This window comes from Streptomyces sp. Edi2 (genome assembly GCF_040253635.1).
Classification (GTDB): Bacteria; Actinomycetota; Actinomycetes; order Streptomycetales; family Streptomycetaceae; genus Streptomyces.
On the sequence record NZ_JBEJGX010000003.1, the window covers coordinates 905335 to 923241 of the forward strand.

Genomic DNA, 17907 nt, shown 5'->3' on the forward strand with positions numbered 1-17907 from the left:
GGCTGACCGAGCGGGCCGGGCAGGGAGGCGGGCCTGTCCCGCGGCACCGTGTGCACCGTCGCACGGCCGGGGACGGCGGCCCGTCCGTCATGCGCATGAGCCACCACCGCCTGCCGCTGTCGCCGTAACGAGCCCACCGCCGTGGGAGGTTGCGCGTCGATACGAGCGGTGCCATGGCCCGCCCGCCGCCTTCTGCCACCACTCCGCACGTTCCGGTAAATCGCTTGCGGCGGCCCCCGGTGCTCGGGAATCCTTTCGACCGCGGCCGCCTCGCCTCGCTTCGTCGGCATGCTCCGTTGGAGTGCTCAGGAGGCTTCCTCTCCGCGCCTCTCCGCTCCCGGGACGTATCGCGCACAGACGCCTTGCGGCCCTTGCGCCCGGCTCGTTCCGGCCCTTGGGCCCGGCAGCCGGCCGCATCGCTGTGACACCGCTCCGCCCCTGCCGGCCCGCTCACCCGCCGAGTCCTCGCGGCTCGCCGCGGAAAGGAATCCACCGTGACCACCGAACGTGTCTCGCCGCCCGTACGCGCCAACGAGCGGGAGACCCTGCGGTCCTTCCTCGACTTCCACCGCGCCACGCTCGCCATGAAGACCGACGGCCTCTCCGACGAGGACCTCAGGCGCCGGTCGAGCCCGCCGTCCACGCTCTCCCTGCTCGGCCTGGTGCGGCACATGGCAGAAGTGGAGCGCACCTGGTTCCGCCGGGTGATCGCCGGCGAGGACATTCCGCTCGTCTGGTCGGCCGAGGGCGACTTCCAGGTGGCGTACGACGCGGCCACGGCCACCCGCGAGGAGGCCTTCGACGCCTGGCAGACCGAGGTGGCACACGCCCGCCGCATCGAGCGGGAGGCGGCATCGCTCGATGTCACGGGCTACCAGCCCCGTTGGGGTGAACACGTCTCCCTGCGCCTGGTGATGCTGCACCTGATCCATGAATACGCCCGCCACAACGGCCATGCGGACTTCCTCCGCGAGGCCATCGACGGCACGGTCGGCCCGTGAGGGAGCCCGCCGCCACCGGTGCCCGGCAGCGGCGCCCGGGCGGGCCGGCCGGCCCGGCGAGAGCACGGACGGCCGGCCGGGCCGCGACGGGCAGGCCATGGTTCAGGGCTCTGGTCGCCGTCCCTAGATCAGGTCCATCGCGGCAACCTCGTCGGGACGGCCGTAGCTGACGGGCCCCTGGAAGCGCCGTCGGGCGGTGGCGAACCACCAGACGGTGGCGATGACCAGTACCACTGCCAGCGCGAGGGGCGCGTAGTTGAACGAGGCGGGGGTGATCGGGGACGCCTGGGGCAGCATGAACAGCACATTGCTGATCAGGATCCAGGCCACCGCGACCGCCGCGACGGGCTTGCCGTAGCGGCCGAGGTTCCACGGTCCGGCCTGGAAGTCGTCGAGCCGCAGCCGCAGGAAGATGGGGACGGCATAGGCGAGGAACAGGCCGACGACGTTGACGCTCACCACGGCGGTGAAGGCGGTGTGCGACCACCAGCCGGGCAGCACCAGCACCAGCGGACAGGCCGCGGCGAGCCAGACGGCCTTGACGGGCGTACGGGTGCGCGCGGACACCGAATGCCACCAACGGGAGCCGGGCATCGCCCCGTCCCGGGAGAAGGCAAAGATCTGCCGGGTATTGCTGGTCATGTTGGCGAGACCGCAGAAGAGCATGGCGCCGATAACGATCAGCAGCAGGAACTGGGCGGCGCTTTGGCCGAGTGCGTCCACGAGAATCTGTACCGGCGGCGCCTCGGCACTCGCGGCATGCCCGTAGTCACGGATCGCGTACACCAGGGCGAGCATGAGGATCAGTCCGGTGATCGCGGAGCAACTGATCGATCGCATGATGCCCCGGGGGGCATTGACGGTGGCCTTCACCGTTTCTTCAGACATGTGGAAACTGCCGTCGAACCCGGTGAAGGTCCAACTGGTGACGAGCAGACCCAGCATTCCGCCGTACAACGCATGGGTGAAGCCGGTGTTGTTGACGAAGTGCAGTGCGAACGACGGCGGTTGGTGATGGTCGGGGATCAGCGCCAGCGCACCGACGATCACCACCATGCCGATCAGCAGCCACCACACGGAAATACGGTTCACCACGGCAACCAGCCGCACCGTATAGGTGTTGGCCAGTGCCTGGACGAGAAGGATGGCCGCGGTGATACCGACGGTCTGCTGGGGTGTCGGCTCATAGGACGGCCACTGCATGGAGACGAACGCCTGGATGAAGGTGGCGGCGGCGAAGTTGGTGGCGGCGGTGCCGCCGACCTGGCCCACGAAGTTCAGCCAGCCCGTGTACCAGGACCAGGCGCCCTGGTGCCGCTTGGCCAGCTTGCCGGCCGAGAAGTAGAGCGCGCCGCTGGTCGGGTAGGCGGAGGCGATCTCCCCCATCGCGGCGCCGACGAACAGCACCATGACCGAGACGGCGACCCAGCCGAAGATCAGCACCCGCGGGCCGCCGGCGTTCATGCCGAAGCCGAAGGAGGAGAAGATCCCGGAGATGATGTTGATGATGGTGAAGGAAATGGCGAAATTGTCGAATGCGCGGAATCGGCGAGTGAGTTTCCGCGGGTAGCCCATGGCATGGAGCGTGGCGTCATCGTCGAGGGTGGCAGGGTCTGCCGGGTGGGGGGTTTTCGAGCGAGCTGGGGACGTACGCTCGGACACAACCGCAACCTTTCGGGGGGGAATCGGAGAAGAATGGAACGGGTCGAACTGATCGAACAGTTGGAGCGGAAGGGGCGGGCCTTTCTCGGTGCCGTTTCCGGTGCGGCCCGCGCCTTCTCAAGAATCAGCCGCCATGGGGTACGGGGAGTCCGCAGGAGCGCCTTGCCCTGGTCAATTGCTCTTCGGGATCACCGAATACGCTCCAGGGCATGCGCGAGGCATACGGCCCCATGGCCGTAAAGACTTCCCGTGCCTCGAATTCGCGTTTCGCCATGAACAGCGCGTGGGCCAGATACGCCAGATCCAGCACCGGCGTGAAGCGGTAACCGGCCATTTGCGGGAACCAGTTCCGGTAGACACCCATGGCCGCCGAGATCCACTGGGGCTGCTCCCAGGTGTGGTCCGCGAGCAGTTCGGAGGGGTTGTAGTCCTCGACCAGCGCCACCAGCGGCAGCAGCCGCAGCGGCGAGGCGGCGGGGGCGCGCTGGCTCAGGAACGCGGCAACGTCCCAGCTCGCGCTGGACGAACCGCCGTAGCGGGTGAAGAAGAACGACAGGAAGCGGTGGTGCGCCTCGCGGTGCCAGGGGTCGAGCCGGAGGATGTGGGCGAAGAGGTACCAGGGCCCCGCCGGAGCGGTCAGCAGGCCCTGCGGTGCCGGGTCCTGCGGACGGTCGAGGCGCGTCAGCGCCAGTTGCGCCACCCAGGGCGTGGGATCCTCGGGAAGCAGCTTCGCGGCCCGCTCGCACGCCGACCGCGCTATCCGGGCCAGGGCGCCCTGCCGCCGGTCACCGGCGTCGGCCATCCGCAGCGCACGGAGCATGGCCACCCGGGCCCAGAGCAGCGCCGCCTCCGGTCCCGGTTCCTCGGCGAGCCAGCGCTCGGCCAGATCCGAGTCGGCCGCCACGGACGCCAGCACCAGGGACCGGTGGGCACGTACCTCGAAATCCTCCCGGGCTTCCCGCAGAACTTCGTGTGCGCTCAAGTACCGTCCGGTCCGCACGTCCATACACGCGCGCGCCAGCGCCCGGTCATTGGCAGCCGGACTCCACACGTACTGTCCCTCGAAAGAGCCGGCCGCCATGGTCCCCTCCCGGTCACGAAGGCGTCATCCCCCACACCGCATTCCGGCTGCGCCGAATTCAGCCGGACCCTGCCACCGGTCAAGTGACAGCGAGCCACACCCTACTCACCCCCAACTCCCAGCGAAAACAAGTCGTCTGGAATATCTGGTTCCGCACCTTTTCGTCTCGATGAAATTGAAAAGGAAACAACTTCTCGGCCAACCTTCCGAACCCCCTTGCTTTGCACCCCTGTTCATCACCGTGCACTTATTTGGCATATTCACATGCCCACAGCACCTTCACAACCGGACATCGCCGCCGACTACCCCTCCGTATCCGCCACTTCCCCGGATGTCGAGCGCGCCCCCGGCTCCCGGCCGGCTCAAGGAGGATTTCCGGCCATGCCGGTCGGGGTGGCGCGGGGGCCGGGACCGACGGACGTGCGCCCGCCCCGGCGAGCGCACCCCTCACCCCTGGGCGCGAGACCCCCTCCGCACCACCCGCACCGTCGGCGCGAAGACCGCCACCGGGCCCGTACAACGCCACGAGCGCCCCGAATCATCACCATTCAATGAATTCCTGACGCGCTTGCGCGGCGGAACCGTGGGCACCCGGAAGCCATGGGCCGGCGCGCCGCCCGGGTGGACACCGCCCCAACACGAAGTCGGCTCAAGAGCAACCGAATTAGCGGACGCTACTTTCCGGAAGCACGCGATTACATGTAGCGTTCGACTGGACCGGAGGCCGTGACTTCACACCACGTCACGGCTGGGTACGGGCATGGGCGCGAGCGTTCCTCCGGTACGAGCGGAACGATCGTCCCCGATGGGCGCACCTGCACCACAAGTGTCTGGCCGCCGCCCCGCACGACCACCGGACCGCCTCGCGATCGCTGCGTAGCACCTCAGCATCCCTGAACGTCGAGCACCGCCATGTCTGTCCGTACACGCCTGCTTTGCAAGAGGAATGGGCCCAGATCATGTTTATGAACTCCTCGACGACCCCGCTTGCGTTGCGTCCGGACGCCGACGTCGTCCGGCCGCTCACAGCCGGGCCCGGCGAAGAGCCACCCCTGGCGGTCGACCGGCTACCCGACGGAAAGTGGCAATTGACCCTGCACGACCTGGAACCCGTATCGGTGCACCGGCTGCCGTCCGACGAGGTCCACATCATTCTTGCGCCGCCGGGCGAGGAACCGTCCCACCCCGGGGAGCCGCCGGCCGGCCGGACCCGGCCCGACCCGGTCCACATCGACACCGCGGCCCGGACGGTCTTCATCAGAGGGCGCCAACTCGACCTGCCACGACTGGAGTTCGATCTGCTCGCCCATCTTGTGCTGCACCCCCGGCGGGCCTTCACCCGGGAACAGCTGATGGACGCCGTCTGGCCCAACTGCCACTCCAGCACCCGCACCGTCGACGTCCACATCGCCCGTCTGCGCCGGCGCCTGGGGCCCGGCCTGCGCGACGCCATCAGCACGGTCTTCGGCATCGGCTACAAGTACCTGCCGGCCGCCCAGGCCGACGACTGCGGCTGACGCGCGCCGCCGCAACGGCCGCACCCGCCACCGGTCCTCCGTGGAGGCAGGCAGCGGGCCGGTGACCGATGAATACCGGCCATCGGCCCGGCTGGGAGGCCCGGAGTGGGCGAGCCCAGCCGGAGGCCCCGCCTGCCCGCCGTTCCCTTGGCACTCACGCGGCGCTCACGGCACGGGCCGGGGCCGGTCGCCTCAGGCCCCGTCAGGTGAGGTGTTCAGGTGTGCCAGGGCTCCGGCCGCGGGTTCCTTGCGTACGAAGGCCCGGCGCAGGGCGTGATACGGCGCGTCCGGGTCGAAGAAGGTGCGGTGCATACGGGCCAGTTCGTCCTCCCGGTAGGCGGTGAGGGGCCGCTCGGCCTCGTCGCGTTCCCGGGACGCCTTCTTCGTGGCGATCCGGGCCTGGGTCGCGGGCGCCGATGCCAGCCGGACGGCGAGGCGGGCGGTCTGTGCGGCGAAGTCCTGCGCGGTGCAGTCGATGATCCGGTCGACCAGGCCGAGCCGCGCACCGGCCGCCGCGGTCATCGGCAGGGCGCGGGCCATCAGCTGCCCGGCCACCTCGGGGCCCGCCCGGCCGGGCAGCGTATAGGTCCAGTACTCCGAACCGTAGAGCCCCATCAGCCGGTAGTGCGGGTTGAGCACCACGGCCGAGCGGCACCACACCTCGTCGGCGGCAAGGGCCAGCATCGCCCCACCCGCCGCGGCATTGCCGCCGAGCGCGGCGACCACCAGCCGGTCGGTGGTGGTCAGGACGGCATGCACCAGGTCGTCCATGGCATTGATATTGGCCCAGGACTCCTCGGCGGGGTCGGCGGCGGCCTCGATGACATGGAGATGGATGCCGTTGGAGAAGAAGTCCCGGCGGCCGCCGAGGACCAGGACGGAGGTCGGCCGGGCGCAGGCGTGGCGGTAGGCGGCGAGCAGGCGCCGGCAGTGGTCGGTGCTCATCGCACCGCCGGGGAAGGAGAATTCCAGGAAGCCGGCCGGCCCGTCCTCGCGGTAGCGGATGTCGCTCCAGGTACGGGGGCCGTCGCCGGGGTCGAGCGGGGCCGGGATCTCCGGGAGCCGCGGGAGGCGGTCACCCAGCGCCAGTGTGGCGGGCAGCTTGGGGGTGCCGGGCTCCCCCGGCGCGCGGGGCGCCCGCAGTTCCGGGATCCATACCGCGCCGTCGGCCGTCGCCCGGCAGATCGCGCCGCCTCGGGTGGCGAGCAGTTCCCCGGGCCGGCCCGTCAGGGTGTCCTCGGGGTGGCCGCCATGCAAATGCCATGTCTCCCCGAGGAGTTCATCGCGTACCCCGGGCTGTGAATCGGCGGCACGCAACGTGCGTACGACGGTGTCGGTGGGGTCGGACCGCCAGTCGATCCGGCGCAGCTCCTGGCGGAAGGGCGGACAAAGGCGGCCGGGGCGCGCGGCCTCGGGCAGGGCGGCCTGCGGCTGCGGCCGGTGGGTGCCGGAGGCCACGCGGGCCACGGCCGTCAGGACCGCCTCGACCGCGCCGTCGGCGATCTCGCCCCGGTACAGGTCGCTCTTGCCCACCGCGGGTACGGGGAAGCCGGCCGCGGCCCAGATGTCGCCGGCGTCCATCTCGTCATTGGCCTGCAGGACCGTGACGCCCCATCGGTCGGCACCCAGGTGCACCGCCCAGTCCACCGACGACGGGCCGCGGTCGCCGACGGGCCCGGGGTGCACGATCAGGCAGGTGTACGCCGACCACACCTCGCGGGGCACGGCCGTCTTGAGCATCGGTGCCACGATCAGGTCGGGGGCGTGCCGGCGTACGGCCTCGAGGAGCGGCGTCTCACGCGTCACCAGCTCCACGCCCACGTGGTGCCCCCGCTCGCCGAGTTCCGCGTAGACGCGCTGCGTCAGGCTGTTGAACGCGCCGGCGATGAGCAGAATGCGCACAGCGGACTCCCCTGGGGCTGGAACCGGTCAGCGGGTGATTGTCGTGATCGTTCCCCACGGGCGGCTGTCCGGCGACGGAGCCGCGCCAGGGTCACCCGATCGACGGCCGCCGGGCGGCCCAATGTCCGCCGGGGACGTTGCCTGACGATCGTTGCCTGACGGCACGTCAGTTAGTTCCGTCCGAAGATCATCTGGACGGAATCCCGCCAAAGTTGGCGCACTCCATATGCTTCCGCAGACCGCGACATTGCCATTAATTGACATTCACTTGGTCATACTTTTACCTTCGGTGTGGGGCATCAGCGCAGGTCAGCGCCGTATGCCCGGTTCGTCTTCCGTACTCTCACCGGAGGTTCCCATGGAGCAGCTCATCAAGAAGATGGCCCAGGACCAGGTCTGGCAGAGCTGGCTGGCTGCCAACTCCGCACAGCAGGCGGCGAAGAACGGCTGCATCAGTGCGGCACCGAAGGCGGGCTGCATCAGCGCCGCGCCCAAGGCCGGCTGCATCTCCTGACCCTCGCGCCTCAGGCGTCCGGAGCGGACCGGCGATCACCGGAGGGCGGACCACCCCCGCCCTCCGGCCACCGGCCCGCTCCGGGCACCACCCCTCTGCATTCCCGTGTGGGCACCGCACCCCGACCAAGGACGAGGAAGCCATGGATGGTCAGCCGACCGCCGAGGTCATCGAGCAGATCCGCGACATACCGATCTACCGGGCGTCGCTGGCGAAAGGCCACTTCCCCCTGCTCGACAAGCCGGAGATCGCGCGCGGCTTCCCCGACAACTGGATGACCCCCCGGCTTTCCGCGGCCCTGGAGTCCGGAGAGGCGGAGTTCGTTCTCTCCACCGGCACCCACCACGCCCGGATGCAGATCATCCGGCCCCCGTATTTCCTACTGCACTCCTACTACCGGCTGTGGAGCGAACACCCCGATATCGCCGGCACCTGGGAAGCGGGCTGCCGACGGGTCTCCCTGACCACGGTGCTGGCCACGGAACACGTGGCACGGGTCAATGCCGCACGGCGCGGTACGCCGCCGGATCCGGTGCCCGCCCTCGCCGACCGGCAGCTCGATGCGCGTACCTGCTACCTCAATCTGCGGCTCGATCCGGCGCTGTGGGAGCGCGACGAGGTGGTGCGGATGCTCCAGGAGATCAAGGCCGCCGCGCAGGCGCACCCGCGCGGCTGGTACCACCTGGACTGCTCCGGATACCACCTGGCGCATCTGCTGCGGAAGGTCGCCGAATGGGGGCTGTGGGACGACTTCCCGCCGCCCGCCAGCATCATCCACGCCTACGAGTACACCCCGGTGAACGTCCGGCGTTTTCTGCACCAGCACTTCACCTGCCCGGTCATCGACCTGTTCGGCAGCACCGAGCTCGGCTACCTCTACTTCAGCGACCGCCGCGGCACCTACCGGCCGCATCTCGACAAGATGAGCGTCGAACTTCATCCGGTCGCCGACGGCAGCACGATCCACCAGCTCATCGTCACCAGTGTGCGCAACCCGTTCATGCCGCTGGTGCGGTACCGCTCGGGCGACTGTGTGCGCACCGTGGACGGAACGCCGGACCCGGAAAAGATCACCCAATTCTGCGGCCGTGAAAAGGAATTGCTCGACACTTCGCACGGTCCCGTCGCGCAGGGCGACCTCGACCGGTGTATCGGCGAGGCGTCCCCGCAGGTCTTCGTCTACCAGTTGCAGCTGACCGGCGAGGCGACGGCGAGGCTGGTGTACACGACGTTCGACGGCACGCCCGTCGAGCCCGACGGGGTCGCCGCGCTGGAGGAAGCCCTCGGTGAACTGACCGGGCGGCGCTGCCGGCTCGACCACCGCCCGCACCTCCCCATCGGGAAGTCGGGAAAGTACGCCTGGCTCACGACCGGCGCCTGACTCGCCCGGACGACTTCCTCACCCGGACAGGAGAAGCATGACCACCCCGCCGCGGATATCCCCCGACGCTCTCACGGACTTGCTCGGCAAGGCGCTCCACACCGAAGTGGTGACGCATTTCGACGGCAAGAGCGCCGCGCCGCGAGAGTTCGTGGAGCGCCAGGTCACCGAGTGCCTGCGCTATCTCTATCTCGTCTCCCGGCACCACGACCGGCTCGGCGGTCTGTTCCTGCCCGTCGAGCAGGACATCGACGAGATCTGGCACTACCTCATCCTGCAGACCCGCGAATACCGTGCGCTGTGCGAGGAACGGCTGCCGGGGCGCTTCTTCATCGAACACCGCAGCATCGCCTACGAGGACTACCAGCAGGAGCCGGGCCGCGAGCAGGCACTCGAAGAGGCGCTGCGCTGGATTCCGCTGTACTGCCGGGAATTCGGGCCGTTCGACGAGGGGGCACTGCCGCACTGGACCATCGTGCGCTTCCTCCATGAGCAGATGGGGGTGTCACTCGCGGACATCGCGGCGCTGGAACCGGCGGAGTCGGCGACGGCGTAAAGCCTGTCTTCACCGGTCCTTGAAGCCCGTCTCGTCCAGTCCCCGTCCGGCGCGAACCGAAAGGAATCATGAGGGCTCGCCACGCTGACCCTGCCGAGGGCGAAGTACCGGAACAGCGGCGGATTCTGGCTGTCCTGGTCCTCTCCCAGATCCTCAGCGGCGCAGGTCTCGCCGCGGGGATCACCGTCGGCGCGCTGCTCGCCGAAGAGATGCTCGGCTCGACCGGCCTGGCGGGCGTGCCCAGTGCGCTGTTCACCGCCGGAGCCGCGCTCGGCGCCGTCGGCATCGGCCAGGTCTGCCGGCGCCGCGGCCGGCGCCCCGGTCTTGCGCTCGGCTACGCCGTCGGGGCGCTGGGCAGCCTCGGAGTCGTGGTGGCGGCCGCCCTCGGTCAGGCGCTGCTGTTGTTCGCGTCCCTGTTCGTCTACGGAGCGGGCACCGCGACAAATCTGATGGCACGGTACGCGGGTGCGGATCTGGCCTCGTCCGCACGGCGCGGACGGGCCGTGAGCACCGTGCTCTTCGCCACCACGCTCGGTGCGGTGATCGGCCCCAACCTGGTGACGCTGACGGGCCGGGTCGCACACTCCTGGGGCATCCCCCGGCTCGCCGGGCCGTTCCTGCTGGCCGTCGCCGCGTTCGGGGCGGCCGCGGTGGTCCTGGCCGTTCTGCTGCGGCCCGATCCGCTGCGGCTGGCCGAAAAGCTGGCCGCGGCGCAGGCCGGGACGGCAGCCGAGGGACCCGGGGACGAGGGCGGCGGCGGACCGGATGCGCGGCCGGAGGCCCGGCCGGACCGGCGCGGGGTGGTCACCGGCACCGGGATCATGGTCCTCACCCAGCTGGTGATGATCGCCGTGATGACGATGACGCCGGTACACATGCAGGCACACGGTCATGGCACCCAGGCGGCCGGCTGGGTCATCGCCCTTCATGTCGGAGCGATGTTTCTGCCCTCGCCGCTCACCGGCCTGCTGGTCGACCGGGTCGGCCGGCGGTGGATCGCCGGTGCGTCCGGTCCGGTCCTGCTCGCCGCCGGGGTGGTGGCCGCCGCGGCACCGGACTCCGTGCCCGCGCTCGCCGCGGCACTGGTGCTGCTCGGCCTCGGCTGGAACTTCGGGCTGGTCAGCGGCACCGCGCTGGTCACCGACGCGCTGCCGCCCGCCCGTCGTGCGTCGGCGCAGGGGCTGGTGGACGTCGGCATCGCCCTCGCGGGCGCCACCGGGGGGATGCTCTCGGGCCCGGTCGTCGTGCTGGCCGGCTACCCGACGCTGGCACTGGCCGGCGGCATCCTCGCGATGGCACTCATTCCCGTCCTCGCCTGGGCGGCCCGCCGGCCGCCGCACCCCGTCACCGCGCCCGCGGCTCCCCTCACGGAAACGGAACAGACATGAACATCTCTTCGCTGTACGGATGTTCCCGGCTGTTCTACGGGGGATTCTGGAAACTTGGCGTCATTTCTCGTTATCACGCCCGAAACCTGGATGCTGCACTGTGAAGGCAGAGTGGAACCGTGCGGACGAACCACGGGGGGCGACGATGCGGAAGGACGCCTGCGTAGCGGGCATACCCGTGCTGCGCCTGTGCCGTATGTCGCTGACCGCACTGCTGGTGGTCGCGGCCTTCCTGCTGGGTGGTGGCGCGGCCGCGCCCGGTGCGGCGAAGACCGCATTCTCCGCCTCGTCCGCCGCGAAGTCCGCGAGCACGTCGGCCGTCAAGCCCGGCTATGAGAGCGAAGAGGAAAAGGCGAAGCGCGAGGCCGAGCGCGGCCAGCCCCGGCGCACCGCCCGGACCTCCGTCGGCGTTCCCCAGCACACCGGCCGCCCGCTGCCGCCGTTCAGCGCGGGCGCCCTCACTCCCGTCGCCACGACAGCCTCCGGTGACCCGGCGGCCGGCAGCTCCACCAAGGCCGCGTCCAGACGGGCCGGGCTGACCGTCCTGCACTGCGTCTTCCGCTGCTGAGAGCGGCGTGGTGGCCTGCCCCACCCCCGCACCATGCACCTTTCCGCCACCACCCCACAGTGGCACCACTCATCAGCAGGAGACCTCCTCGTGGAGACCTTCATTCAGCATGCCCGGGGCCTGACGGCCCGTATCGCCGACCGGCGGGAGGAACAGGAGACCTACGGCCGGCTCGCGGCCGGACAGTCCCCCCTCGCCCTGTTCATCACCTGCTCCGACTCGCGGGTCGTCCCCGCCCTGATCACCGGGGCGCGGCCCGGCGAACTCTTCGAACTGCGGACCGCCGGCAACGCCGTGCCCGTCTACCGCGAGGACATGGCGGCCTGCGCGGAAGCGGCCACCATCGAGTACGCGATGCGCGTCCTGGGCGTGGCCGACATCGTGGTGTGCGGTCATTCGCACTGCGGCGCGGTCGGCGCCAAGGCCCGCGGTGAGGACCTGACCGGCGCACCCGCCGTACGGGACTGGTTGGCGGAGCAGTTGTCCGACCACCTGCCCGACGACGCGGAACCGACCGTCGCCGCCGCGGTCCAGCACCACGTGCGCGAACAGCTCGACCGGCTGCGTGGCTACCCCTGTGTCCGGGAGCGGCTGGACGCCGGCGAGGTGACGCTGCACGGGTGGTTCTACGAAGTGCACACCGGCCTGGTGGCCGCGCATCACCCGGCCTCCGACCTGTTCCTCCCGCTGTGAAGGCGGGTGGGCACCTCATGAAGCGATTCACCTCCATCCGGGCGGACTTCACCGCCTCCCTCGTCGTCTTCCTCGTGGCCGTCCCGCTGTGTGTCGGGGTGGCCGTCGCCTCCGGGGTACCGGCCGAACTGGGGCTTGTCACCGGTGTGGTCGGCGGACTGCTCACCGGTCTGCTCCCGGGCAGCAGCCTCCAGGTCAGCGGCCCCGCCGCCGGTCTGACGGTGCTGGTCTTCGAGGCCGTCAAGGAGTACGGCATCGGGGCGCTCGGCGCGCTGGTACTGGCGGCCGGCGTACTGCAACTGACCATGGGCGCCCTGAAGTTGGGGCGCTGGTTCCGGGCGATCTCGGTCGCCGTGGTCCAGGGCATGCTGGCCGGCATCGGCCTGGTCCTGATCGCCGGACAGCTCTACGCCCTCGCGGACGCCAAGGCGCCGGGCAGCGGACTCGCCAACCTCGGCGGTATGCCGGGCCTGGTCACCGCCACCGTGGGGTCGGGGACGGCACTGGCCGCGCTCGCCATCGGCGCCGGGACCATCGCCGTCCTGGTGCTGTGGCCGCGCTGGCGGCGCGCCGCGCGGATCCTGCCCGCACCACTGGCCGCGGTGGCGCTCGCCACCACTGCCGTATGGGCGCTGGATATGCCCGTCGCACGCGTCGAGGTCAGCGGTCTGCTGGACGCGATCCAGCCGCCCGGCCTCGCCGACCTCGGCCGGCTCACCGATATCGCGGTGCTCGGCACGGTCCTCGCGTTCGCGCTGATCGCGTCCGCCGAGTCCCTGTTCAGCGCCGCCGCGGTCGACCGGCTGCACGACGGGCCGCGCACGGACTACGACAAGGAGCTGATGGCCCAGGGCGCGGGCAACACCGTCTGCGGTCTGCTCGGTGCCCTGCCGATGACCGCCGTCATCGTCCGCAGCGCGGCCAATGTCCAGGCGGGCGCGAAGACCAAGGCCTCGCGGGTGCTGCACGGCGTCTGGCTGCTGGTGTTCGCCGCGGCGTTCCCGGCCGCGCTGGGCGTGGTGCCGGTGGCCGCGCTGGCGGGCGTGCTGGTCCATGCGGGCTGCAAGCTCATCCCGCTGCGCGAGCTACGGCCGCTGTGGCGCGAACACCGCGGCGAGGCGGTGGTTCTCCTGGTCACGGCCCTCGCGATCGTGACGGTCAACATGTTCGAGGGCGTCCTGATCGGTCTGCTGCTGGCGATCGCGAAGACGGCGTGGGAGACCTCCCATGTGCACCTCGAGGTCGACACCCCCGAGGACGAGGACGAGCCGGTGCGGGTACGCGCCGTCGGCAACGCCACGTTCCTGCGGCTGCCCAAGATCCTCGATCAGCTCGACGCGCTGCCCGCCGAGCGGGGAGTGGAACTCGATCTGAGCGGGCTGCGCCATCTCGACCACGCCTGTGGTGCCGCGCTGACGAACTGGGCCGAGCAGCACCGTCGTACCCGGCGGGCCGTGGAGCTGGTGTCCTGACGACCCGCCGCCCGGCGGTACGGTCACCTCTCCGTACGGCCGGGCGGCGAGGCCGGGAAGATTCCCCTCGTTACGGTTGTTGACCGAAGGTCAGGCCGGTCGCGGTGGACCACGGCGGCCGGCACCACGCTTGTCGTCGTCGAGGGGACGGACGGTATGCCTCTTCAGGGTGAGTACGAGCCGAGCCCGGAGCAGTGGGTACGCGATCAGGTCGAGGAGTACGAAGGCTCCGGCGGTACGAAAGGCACCACGATCCGGGGGCTGCCCGTCGTGGTGCTGACCACCCGGGGCGCGAAGAGCGGAAAGATCCGCAAGAGCCCGCTGATGCGGGTGGAGCACGACGGGGCGTATGCGGTGGTGGCCTCCCTGGGCGGCGCACCGCGGCACCCGGTCTGGTACCACAACGTCGTGGCGGACCCGCGGGTGGAGCTGCAGGACGGCCCGGAGCGCCGGGACATGACGGCCCGTGAGGTCACCGGCGAGGAGAAGGCCCTGTGGTGGGGCCGCGCGGTCGAGGCGTACCCCGATTACGCCGACTACCAGAAGAAGACGGACCGGCAGATCCCGGTGTTCGTCCTGGAGCCGGCGGCCACGGCGCACTGAGACCGGGTCCCTCGTGACGCTCAGAGCGTCACGAGGGAGACCTCGGTGGCCTTGACGCTGGTCCACACGGACACGCCGTCCGCGAGGCCGAGTTCGAGGGCGGCCGACGGGGTGATTTCGGCCACCAGGTCGGGGGCCTCGTGCGAGGTGACGAGGATCCGCAGGCGGCTGCCCGCCGAGGTGATCTCCCGGACGGTGCCCGGCCAGACGTTGCGGGGGCTGCCCGTGGGCTTGTCGAGGTGTAGGGACACGGCTTCGGGGGCGATGATCGCCAGTGCCCGGGAGCCGTCGGGGAGCCGGTCGGCGGCGACGAGGCGGCCGCCGTCGGTGAGCGCAAGGCCGTCCTCGGTGGCGGTGCCCGGCCAGGCGTTGCGGCCGAGCATCCGGGCGACCCAGGGCGAGCGCGGGTGCCGGGTGACCTCGGCGGGCGGGGCGTCCTGGAGAGCGCGGCCGTCCTCCAGGACGAGGACACGGTCGGCGAGCGAGACCGCCTCGACGGGGTCATGGGTGACGATCAGGCAGACGCCGCCGAAGCCCGCGAGATGACGGCGCAGGGTGTGCCGGACGTGGGCGCGGGTGGTCTGGTCGAGCGCGGCGAGCGGTTCGTCGAGCAGCAGCAGACGGGGCCGGGCGGCCAACGCCCTGGCGAGGGCGACGCGTTGCGCCTGCCCGCCGGAGAGCTGGGCGGGCTTGCGGTGCGCGAGCGGCCCGACGCCGAGCCGGTCGAGCCAGAGCTGTGCCGTACGGCGGGCCTCGGCGCGCGGGATGCCATGGGCGCGCAGCCCGTAGGCGGTGTTGCTCAGGGCCGTCAGGTGCGGGAAGAGCGCACCGTCCTGCGGGACCCAGGCGACGCCGCGGCGGTGCGGGGGCAGCGTGGTGACATCGGTGCCGCCGAGGCGCAGCGTGGCGCGGGCACGCGGGGTGAGTCCGAGCAGGGCGCGCAACAGGGTGGTCTTTCCGGCGCCGTTGGGGCCGACGACGGCGAGGGTGGTGCCCGGTTCGGCGTCCAGGGTGAGCTGATTGAAGCCGGTGACCTCGGCGTGCAGCGGCCAGTTTTCCGGGGGCGCCGCCGGCGTCGTTGCGGGCTCCTCGACGGGCGGCACGGGCGGCGCCGCGAGGGCGGTGTCGTCGGTGGTGCGTACGGTACGGGCGGTGCGGGCGGTGGTGGCACCGGTCCACCGGCCGCGCAGCGCGACCAGCACGCCCATGGCGATGACGAGCAGCAGCAGCGAGACCGAGGTGGCGGCCTCCGGGGACCCCTGGAGCAGCAGGTAGACCTGGAGCGGCAGGGTCTGGGTGGTGCCGGGCAGATTGCCCGCGAAGGTGATCGTCGCGCCGAATTCACCGAGGGCGCGGGCCCAGGTCAGTGCGGCACCGGCGGCGAGGCCGGGGGCGACCATGGGGAGGGTGACGGTGCGGAAGACCCGTACGGGTGAGGCGCCGAGGGAGGCCGCGGTCTCCTCGTAGCTGGTGCGCAGTCCGGCGAGGGTGCCCTCCAGGCTGATGACGAGGAACGGCATCGCGACGAAGGTGGCGGCGACCACGGCGCCGGAGGTGTGGAACGGCAGCACGATGCCGAAGGTGTCCTCCAGCCAGGGGCCGAGGAGTCCGCGGCGGCCGAAGCCCATGAGCAGTGCGACACCGCCGACCGTCGGCGGCAGCACCATCGGCAGCAGCACCAGCGAGCGGACCAGCGCCTTGCCGCGGAAGCTGACCCGGGCCAGCAGCCAGGCCAGGGGTACCCCCAGCAGCAGCGCGAGCCCCAGCGCACAGAACGACACCAGCAGCGACAGCCGGAGCGCTTCGAGGACGTCGGGGCTGGTCAGGTGGGTGCCGAGGTCGCTCCAGGTGGTGCGGGCAAGGATGCCGGCCAGGGGCATCAGGAGGAACGCGATGGCGACCAGCGCGGGCACGGCCAGCGCGACGGGGGCACGGCTGCCCGGCACGCGGAGCCTGCCTGCCGGGGGCCGGGCGAGGGTGCGGGGGCGTCTCATCGAGGTCCCTGGGATTCGGGGCGGGCCGAGCGGGGGTACGGCGGGCGCACGGGCCGGGCCGGGGTGCGGCGGCGCGCACGGGCCGAACCGCGTCCGGGCCGCTTCCCCGGGCCGGCGGTCCGTGCGCGCCGCTCGGATCACGGCTTCTGGAAGCCGGCCTGCTGCAGGAGCTTCTGCGCCTCGGGCGTGCTCAGCCACTTCACGAACGCGGCCGCGGCGGCCCCGTGCTGAGAGGCCTTCAGCGTGGCGGCCGGGTAGGAGGCGACGGCGTTCTGCGCGTCGGGGATGTCGACGGCGTCGACCTTCTTGGGCGCGGTGGCGGCGTCGGTCTTGTAGACGATGCCGGCATCGGCCTCGCCGAGCTCGACCTTGCTGAGCACCGCGCGGACGTTGGGCTCCTGCGAGACCGGCTTGACCTTCAGCTTCTGAGCGTCCAGGACCTGCTTGCTGTAGCGGCCGACCGGCACCTCGGAGGCGGCAAGGACGACCTTCAGCTTGCTGTCGGTGAGCGCCTTGAGGTTGTCGATCTTCTTCGGGTTGCCCTCGCCGGTCGCGATGACCAGGCGGTTCTTGGCGATGACGGTGGGTGTGCCGACATCGGCCTTGAGCCCGTCCATGGTCTTGGTGTCGGCGGTGACCACGGCGTCGGCGGGGGCGCCCTCCCTGACCTGGGCGGCCAGTTCCTGGGAGCCGGCGAAGGAGAAGTGCACCTTGGTGCCGGGGTGTTCCTTCTCGTACACCGCACCGGCCTTCTTGAAGACATCGGTCAGCGAGGAGGCGGCGAGCACCGTGAGGTCCGCCTTGGGGGCGGCGCTGCCGCCGGGCTTCTCGGCGCCCTCGTCCTTCTTGCCGTTGCCACCGCAGGCGGAGAGCGGAACGAGGAGGGCGGCGGTCACGAGCGCGGCGGCGGCGCGGCGTCCGGTGAAGAGCTGGGACATGGGGCGGGACTCCTTGGAGCGCGGGACGACGGGTGTCGTCCGAGCGGATGGGAAAAGCCGCGCCGGGACGGGCGACGCCGCTGGTGTGCGCAGCCGGCCGGTGGGGGACGGTGGTTGCGGATCGGCTGGGTGCTACCGCGGTGGGTCAGGTGCGGTCGATGTGCACGCTGGTGGACTTCACGCGGGCGGTGGCCTGCATGCCGACCTCCAGGCCCAGTTCCTCCACCGCTTCCCGGGTCAGCAGGGACACCAGGCGGTGCGGACCGGCCTGGATCTCGACCTGGGCGGCGACATCGCCGAGCTTGACGGCGGTGACGATGCCCGGGAAGGCATTGCGCGCGGAGGTGTACGAGGCGTCGTCCTCGCCGGTGCCGGTCTGTGCCACCTCGACGGAGAAGGCGGCCAGATCGCGGCCTTCGATGAGGCGGCGGCCGCTGTCGTCACGATGGGTCGCGACCTTGCCGGCGTCCGCCCAGCGGCGGGTGGTGTCCGGGCTGACGCCCAGCAGCCGCGCCGCCTGGCCGATCGTGTAGGACTGCATGTGCGACAAGATATGCGGTATCAGCTGGCATTTGCAATTCCTCGGGGGAAGCTATATGGCAGATGCCAGGCGGTCTGGAGGAAGGGACGAAAAGCG

The 17907-nt window shown here is 70.9% G+C and carries 16 protein-coding genes; 10 read left to right on the top strand and 6 right to left on the bottom strand.

Annotated elements, in window-relative coordinates:
* The first annotated feature begins 494 nt into the window (after positions 1-494).
* Positions 495-1001 (top strand): DinB family protein, encoded by a 507-nt coding sequence (locus tag ABR737_RS07355; RefSeq protein WP_350249383.1) that lies wholly within the window; start codon positions 495-497, stop codon positions 999-1001.
* Between the two features lie 123 nt (positions 1002-1124).
* Here ABR737_RS07355 and ABR737_RS07360 read toward each other — a convergent pair whose 3' ends face one another.
* Entirely contained in the window at positions 1125-2576 is a 1452-nt protein-coding gene (locus ABR737_RS07360) for an amino acid permease (protein ID WP_350256704.1), read from the bottom strand.
* Between the two features lie 211 nt (positions 2577-2787).
* Complete coding sequence (locus ABR737_RS07365; protein ID WP_350249384.1) at positions 2788-3744, bottom strand: hypothetical protein; 957 nt, start codon at positions 3742-3744, stop codon at positions 2788-2790.
* Between the two features lie 959 nt (positions 3745-4703).
* Between ABR737_RS07365 and ABR737_RS07370 the strand changes: the two genes are divergently transcribed.
* A complete protein-coding gene (locus ABR737_RS07370) occupies positions 4704-5261 on the top strand; it encodes a winged helix-turn-helix domain-containing protein (protein WP_502964292.1) in 558 nt (185 codons plus the stop codon).
* 192 nt (positions 5262-5453) lie between these two features.
* Here ABR737_RS07370 and ABR737_RS07375 read toward each other — a convergent pair whose 3' ends face one another.
* Positions 5454-7163, bottom strand: coding sequence for a hydrogenase maturation protein (locus ABR737_RS07375; protein ID WP_350249385.1), 1710 nt, complete (start codon positions 7161-7163; stop codon positions 5454-5456).
* 358 nt (positions 7164-7521) lie between these two features.
* Between ABR737_RS07375 and ABR737_RS07380 the strand changes: the two genes are divergently transcribed.
* The 8 genes from ABR737_RS07380 (at position 7522) to ABR737_RS07415 (ending at position 14338) form a co-directional block, all read left to right on the top strand.
* Entirely contained in the window at positions 7522-7677 is a 156-nt protein-coding gene (locus ABR737_RS07380; RefSeq protein WP_328389439.1) for a hypothetical protein, read from the top strand.
* A 142-nt stretch (positions 7678-7819) separates the two neighbouring features.
* Positions 7820-9058, top strand: a complete 1239-nt coding sequence (locus tag ABR737_RS07385) for a phenylacetate--CoA ligase family protein (protein ID WP_350249386.1) — start codon at positions 7820-7822, stop codon at positions 9056-9058.
* Positions 9059-9095: 37 nt separating this feature from the next.
* The gene (locus tag ABR737_RS07390) at positions 9096-9614 is read left to right on the top strand and encodes a glycine-rich domain-containing protein (RefSeq protein ID WP_350249387.1); all 519 of its coding nucleotides are present in this window, start codon (positions 9096-9098) and stop codon (positions 9612-9614) included.
* A gap of 68 nt (positions 9615-9682) precedes the next feature.
* Positions 9683-11002 carry an MFS transporter gene (locus ABR737_RS07395; protein WP_350249388.1) on the top strand — a complete coding sequence of 440 codons (1320 nt, stop codon included), beginning with the start codon at positions 9683-9685 and terminating at the stop codon, positions 11000-11002.
* Between the two features lie 145 nt (positions 11003-11147).
* The gene (locus tag ABR737_RS07400) at positions 11148-11570 is read left to right on the top strand and encodes a hypothetical protein (protein WP_350249389.1); all 423 of its coding nucleotides are present in this window, start codon (positions 11148-11150) and stop codon (positions 11568-11570) included.
* Positions 11571-11660: 90 nt separating this feature from the next.
* On the top strand, positions 11661-12263 hold the full coding sequence (locus ABR737_RS07405) for a carbonic anhydrase (protein WP_350249390.1): 603 nt from the start codon (positions 11661-11663) through the stop codon (positions 12261-12263).
* A gap of 17 nt (positions 12264-12280) precedes the next feature.
* On the top strand, positions 12281-13735 hold the full coding sequence (locus tag ABR737_RS07410) for a SulP family inorganic anion transporter (RefSeq protein ID WP_350249391.1): 1455 nt from the start codon (positions 12281-12283) through the stop codon (positions 13733-13735).
* Between the two features lie 156 nt (positions 13736-13891).
* The gene (locus tag ABR737_RS07415; RefSeq protein WP_350249392.1) at positions 13892-14338 is read left to right on the top strand and encodes a nitroreductase family deazaflavin-dependent oxidoreductase; all 447 of its coding nucleotides are present in this window, start codon (positions 13892-13894) and stop codon (positions 14336-14338) included.
* A 20-nt stretch (positions 14339-14358) separates the two neighbouring features.
* On the opposite strand, the gene ABR737_RS07420 is transcribed toward ABR737_RS07415, so the two are convergent.
* The 3 genes from ABR737_RS07420 to ABR737_RS07430 form a co-directional block, all read right to left on the bottom strand.
* Positions 14359-16332, bottom strand: coding sequence for an ABC transporter permease (locus ABR737_RS07420; RefSeq protein WP_350249393.1), 1974 nt, complete (start codon positions 16330-16332; stop codon positions 14359-14361).
* Between the two features lie 137 nt (positions 16333-16469).
* The gene (gene modA / locus ABR737_RS07425) at positions 16470-17270 is read right to left on the bottom strand and encodes a molybdate ABC transporter substrate-binding protein (RefSeq protein ID WP_350249394.1); all 801 of its coding nucleotides are present in this window, start codon (positions 17268-17270) and stop codon (positions 16470-16472) included.
* A 145-nt stretch (positions 17271-17415) separates the two neighbouring features.
* Positions 17416-17811, bottom strand: a complete 396-nt coding sequence (locus tag ABR737_RS07430) for a TOBE domain-containing protein (protein WP_129292723.1) — start codon at positions 17809-17811, stop codon at positions 17416-17418.
* Positions 17812-17907: the final 96 nt, after the last annotated feature.

What these genes read in the sequence shown, in the direction of transcription:
- ABR737_RS07360 (WP_350256704.1), bottom strand. Translation starts at nt 2,576, where the DNA reads ATGGGCTACCCGCGGAAACTCACTCGCCGATTCCGCGCATTCGACAAT.
- ABR737_RS07365 (WP_350249384.1), bottom strand. Translation starts at nt 3,744, where the DNA reads ATGGCGGCCGGCTCTTTCGAGGGACAGTACGTGTGGAGTCCGGCTGCC.
- ABR737_RS07370 (WP_502964292.1), top strand. Translation starts at nt 4,704, where the DNA reads ATGTTTATGAACTCCTCGACGACCCCGCTTGCGTTGCGTCCGGACGCC.
- ABR737_RS07380 (WP_328389439.1), top strand. Translation starts at nt 7,522, where the DNA reads ATGGAGCAGCTCATCAAGAAGATGGCCCAGGACCAGGTCTGGCAGAGC.
- ABR737_RS07385 (WP_350249386.1), top strand. Translation starts at nt 7,820, where the DNA reads ATGGATGGTCAGCCGACCGCCGAGGTCATCGAGCAGATCCGCGACATA.
- ABR737_RS07390 (WP_350249387.1), top strand. Translation starts at nt 9,096, where the DNA reads ATGACCACCCCGCCGCGGATATCCCCCGACGCTCTCACGGACTTGCTC.
- ABR737_RS07395 (WP_350249388.1), top strand. Translation starts at nt 9,683, where the DNA reads ATGAGGGCTCGCCACGCTGACCCTGCCGAGGGCGAAGTACCGGAACAG.
- ABR737_RS07400 (WP_350249389.1), top strand. Translation starts at nt 11,148, where the DNA reads ATGCGGAAGGACGCCTGCGTAGCGGGCATACCCGTGCTGCGCCTGTGC.
- ABR737_RS07410 (WP_350249391.1), top strand. Translation starts at nt 12,281, where the DNA reads ATGAAGCGATTCACCTCCATCCGGGCGGACTTCACCGCCTCCCTCGTC.
- ABR737_RS07415 (WP_350249392.1), top strand. Translation starts at nt 13,892, where the DNA reads ATGCCTCTTCAGGGTGAGTACGAGCCGAGCCCGGAGCAGTGGGTACGC.
- ABR737_RS07420 (WP_350249393.1), bottom strand. Translation starts at nt 16,332, where the DNA reads ATGAGACGCCCCCGCACCCTCGCCCGGCCCCCGGCAGGCAGGCTCCGC.
- modA (WP_350249394.1), bottom strand. Translation starts at nt 17,270, where the DNA reads ATGTCCCAGCTCTTCACCGGACGCCGCGCCGCCGCCGCGCTCGTGACC.
- ABR737_RS07430 (WP_129292723.1), bottom strand. Translation starts at nt 17,811, where the DNA reads ATGCAGTCCTACACGATCGGCCAGGCGGCGCGGCTGCTGGGCGTCAGC.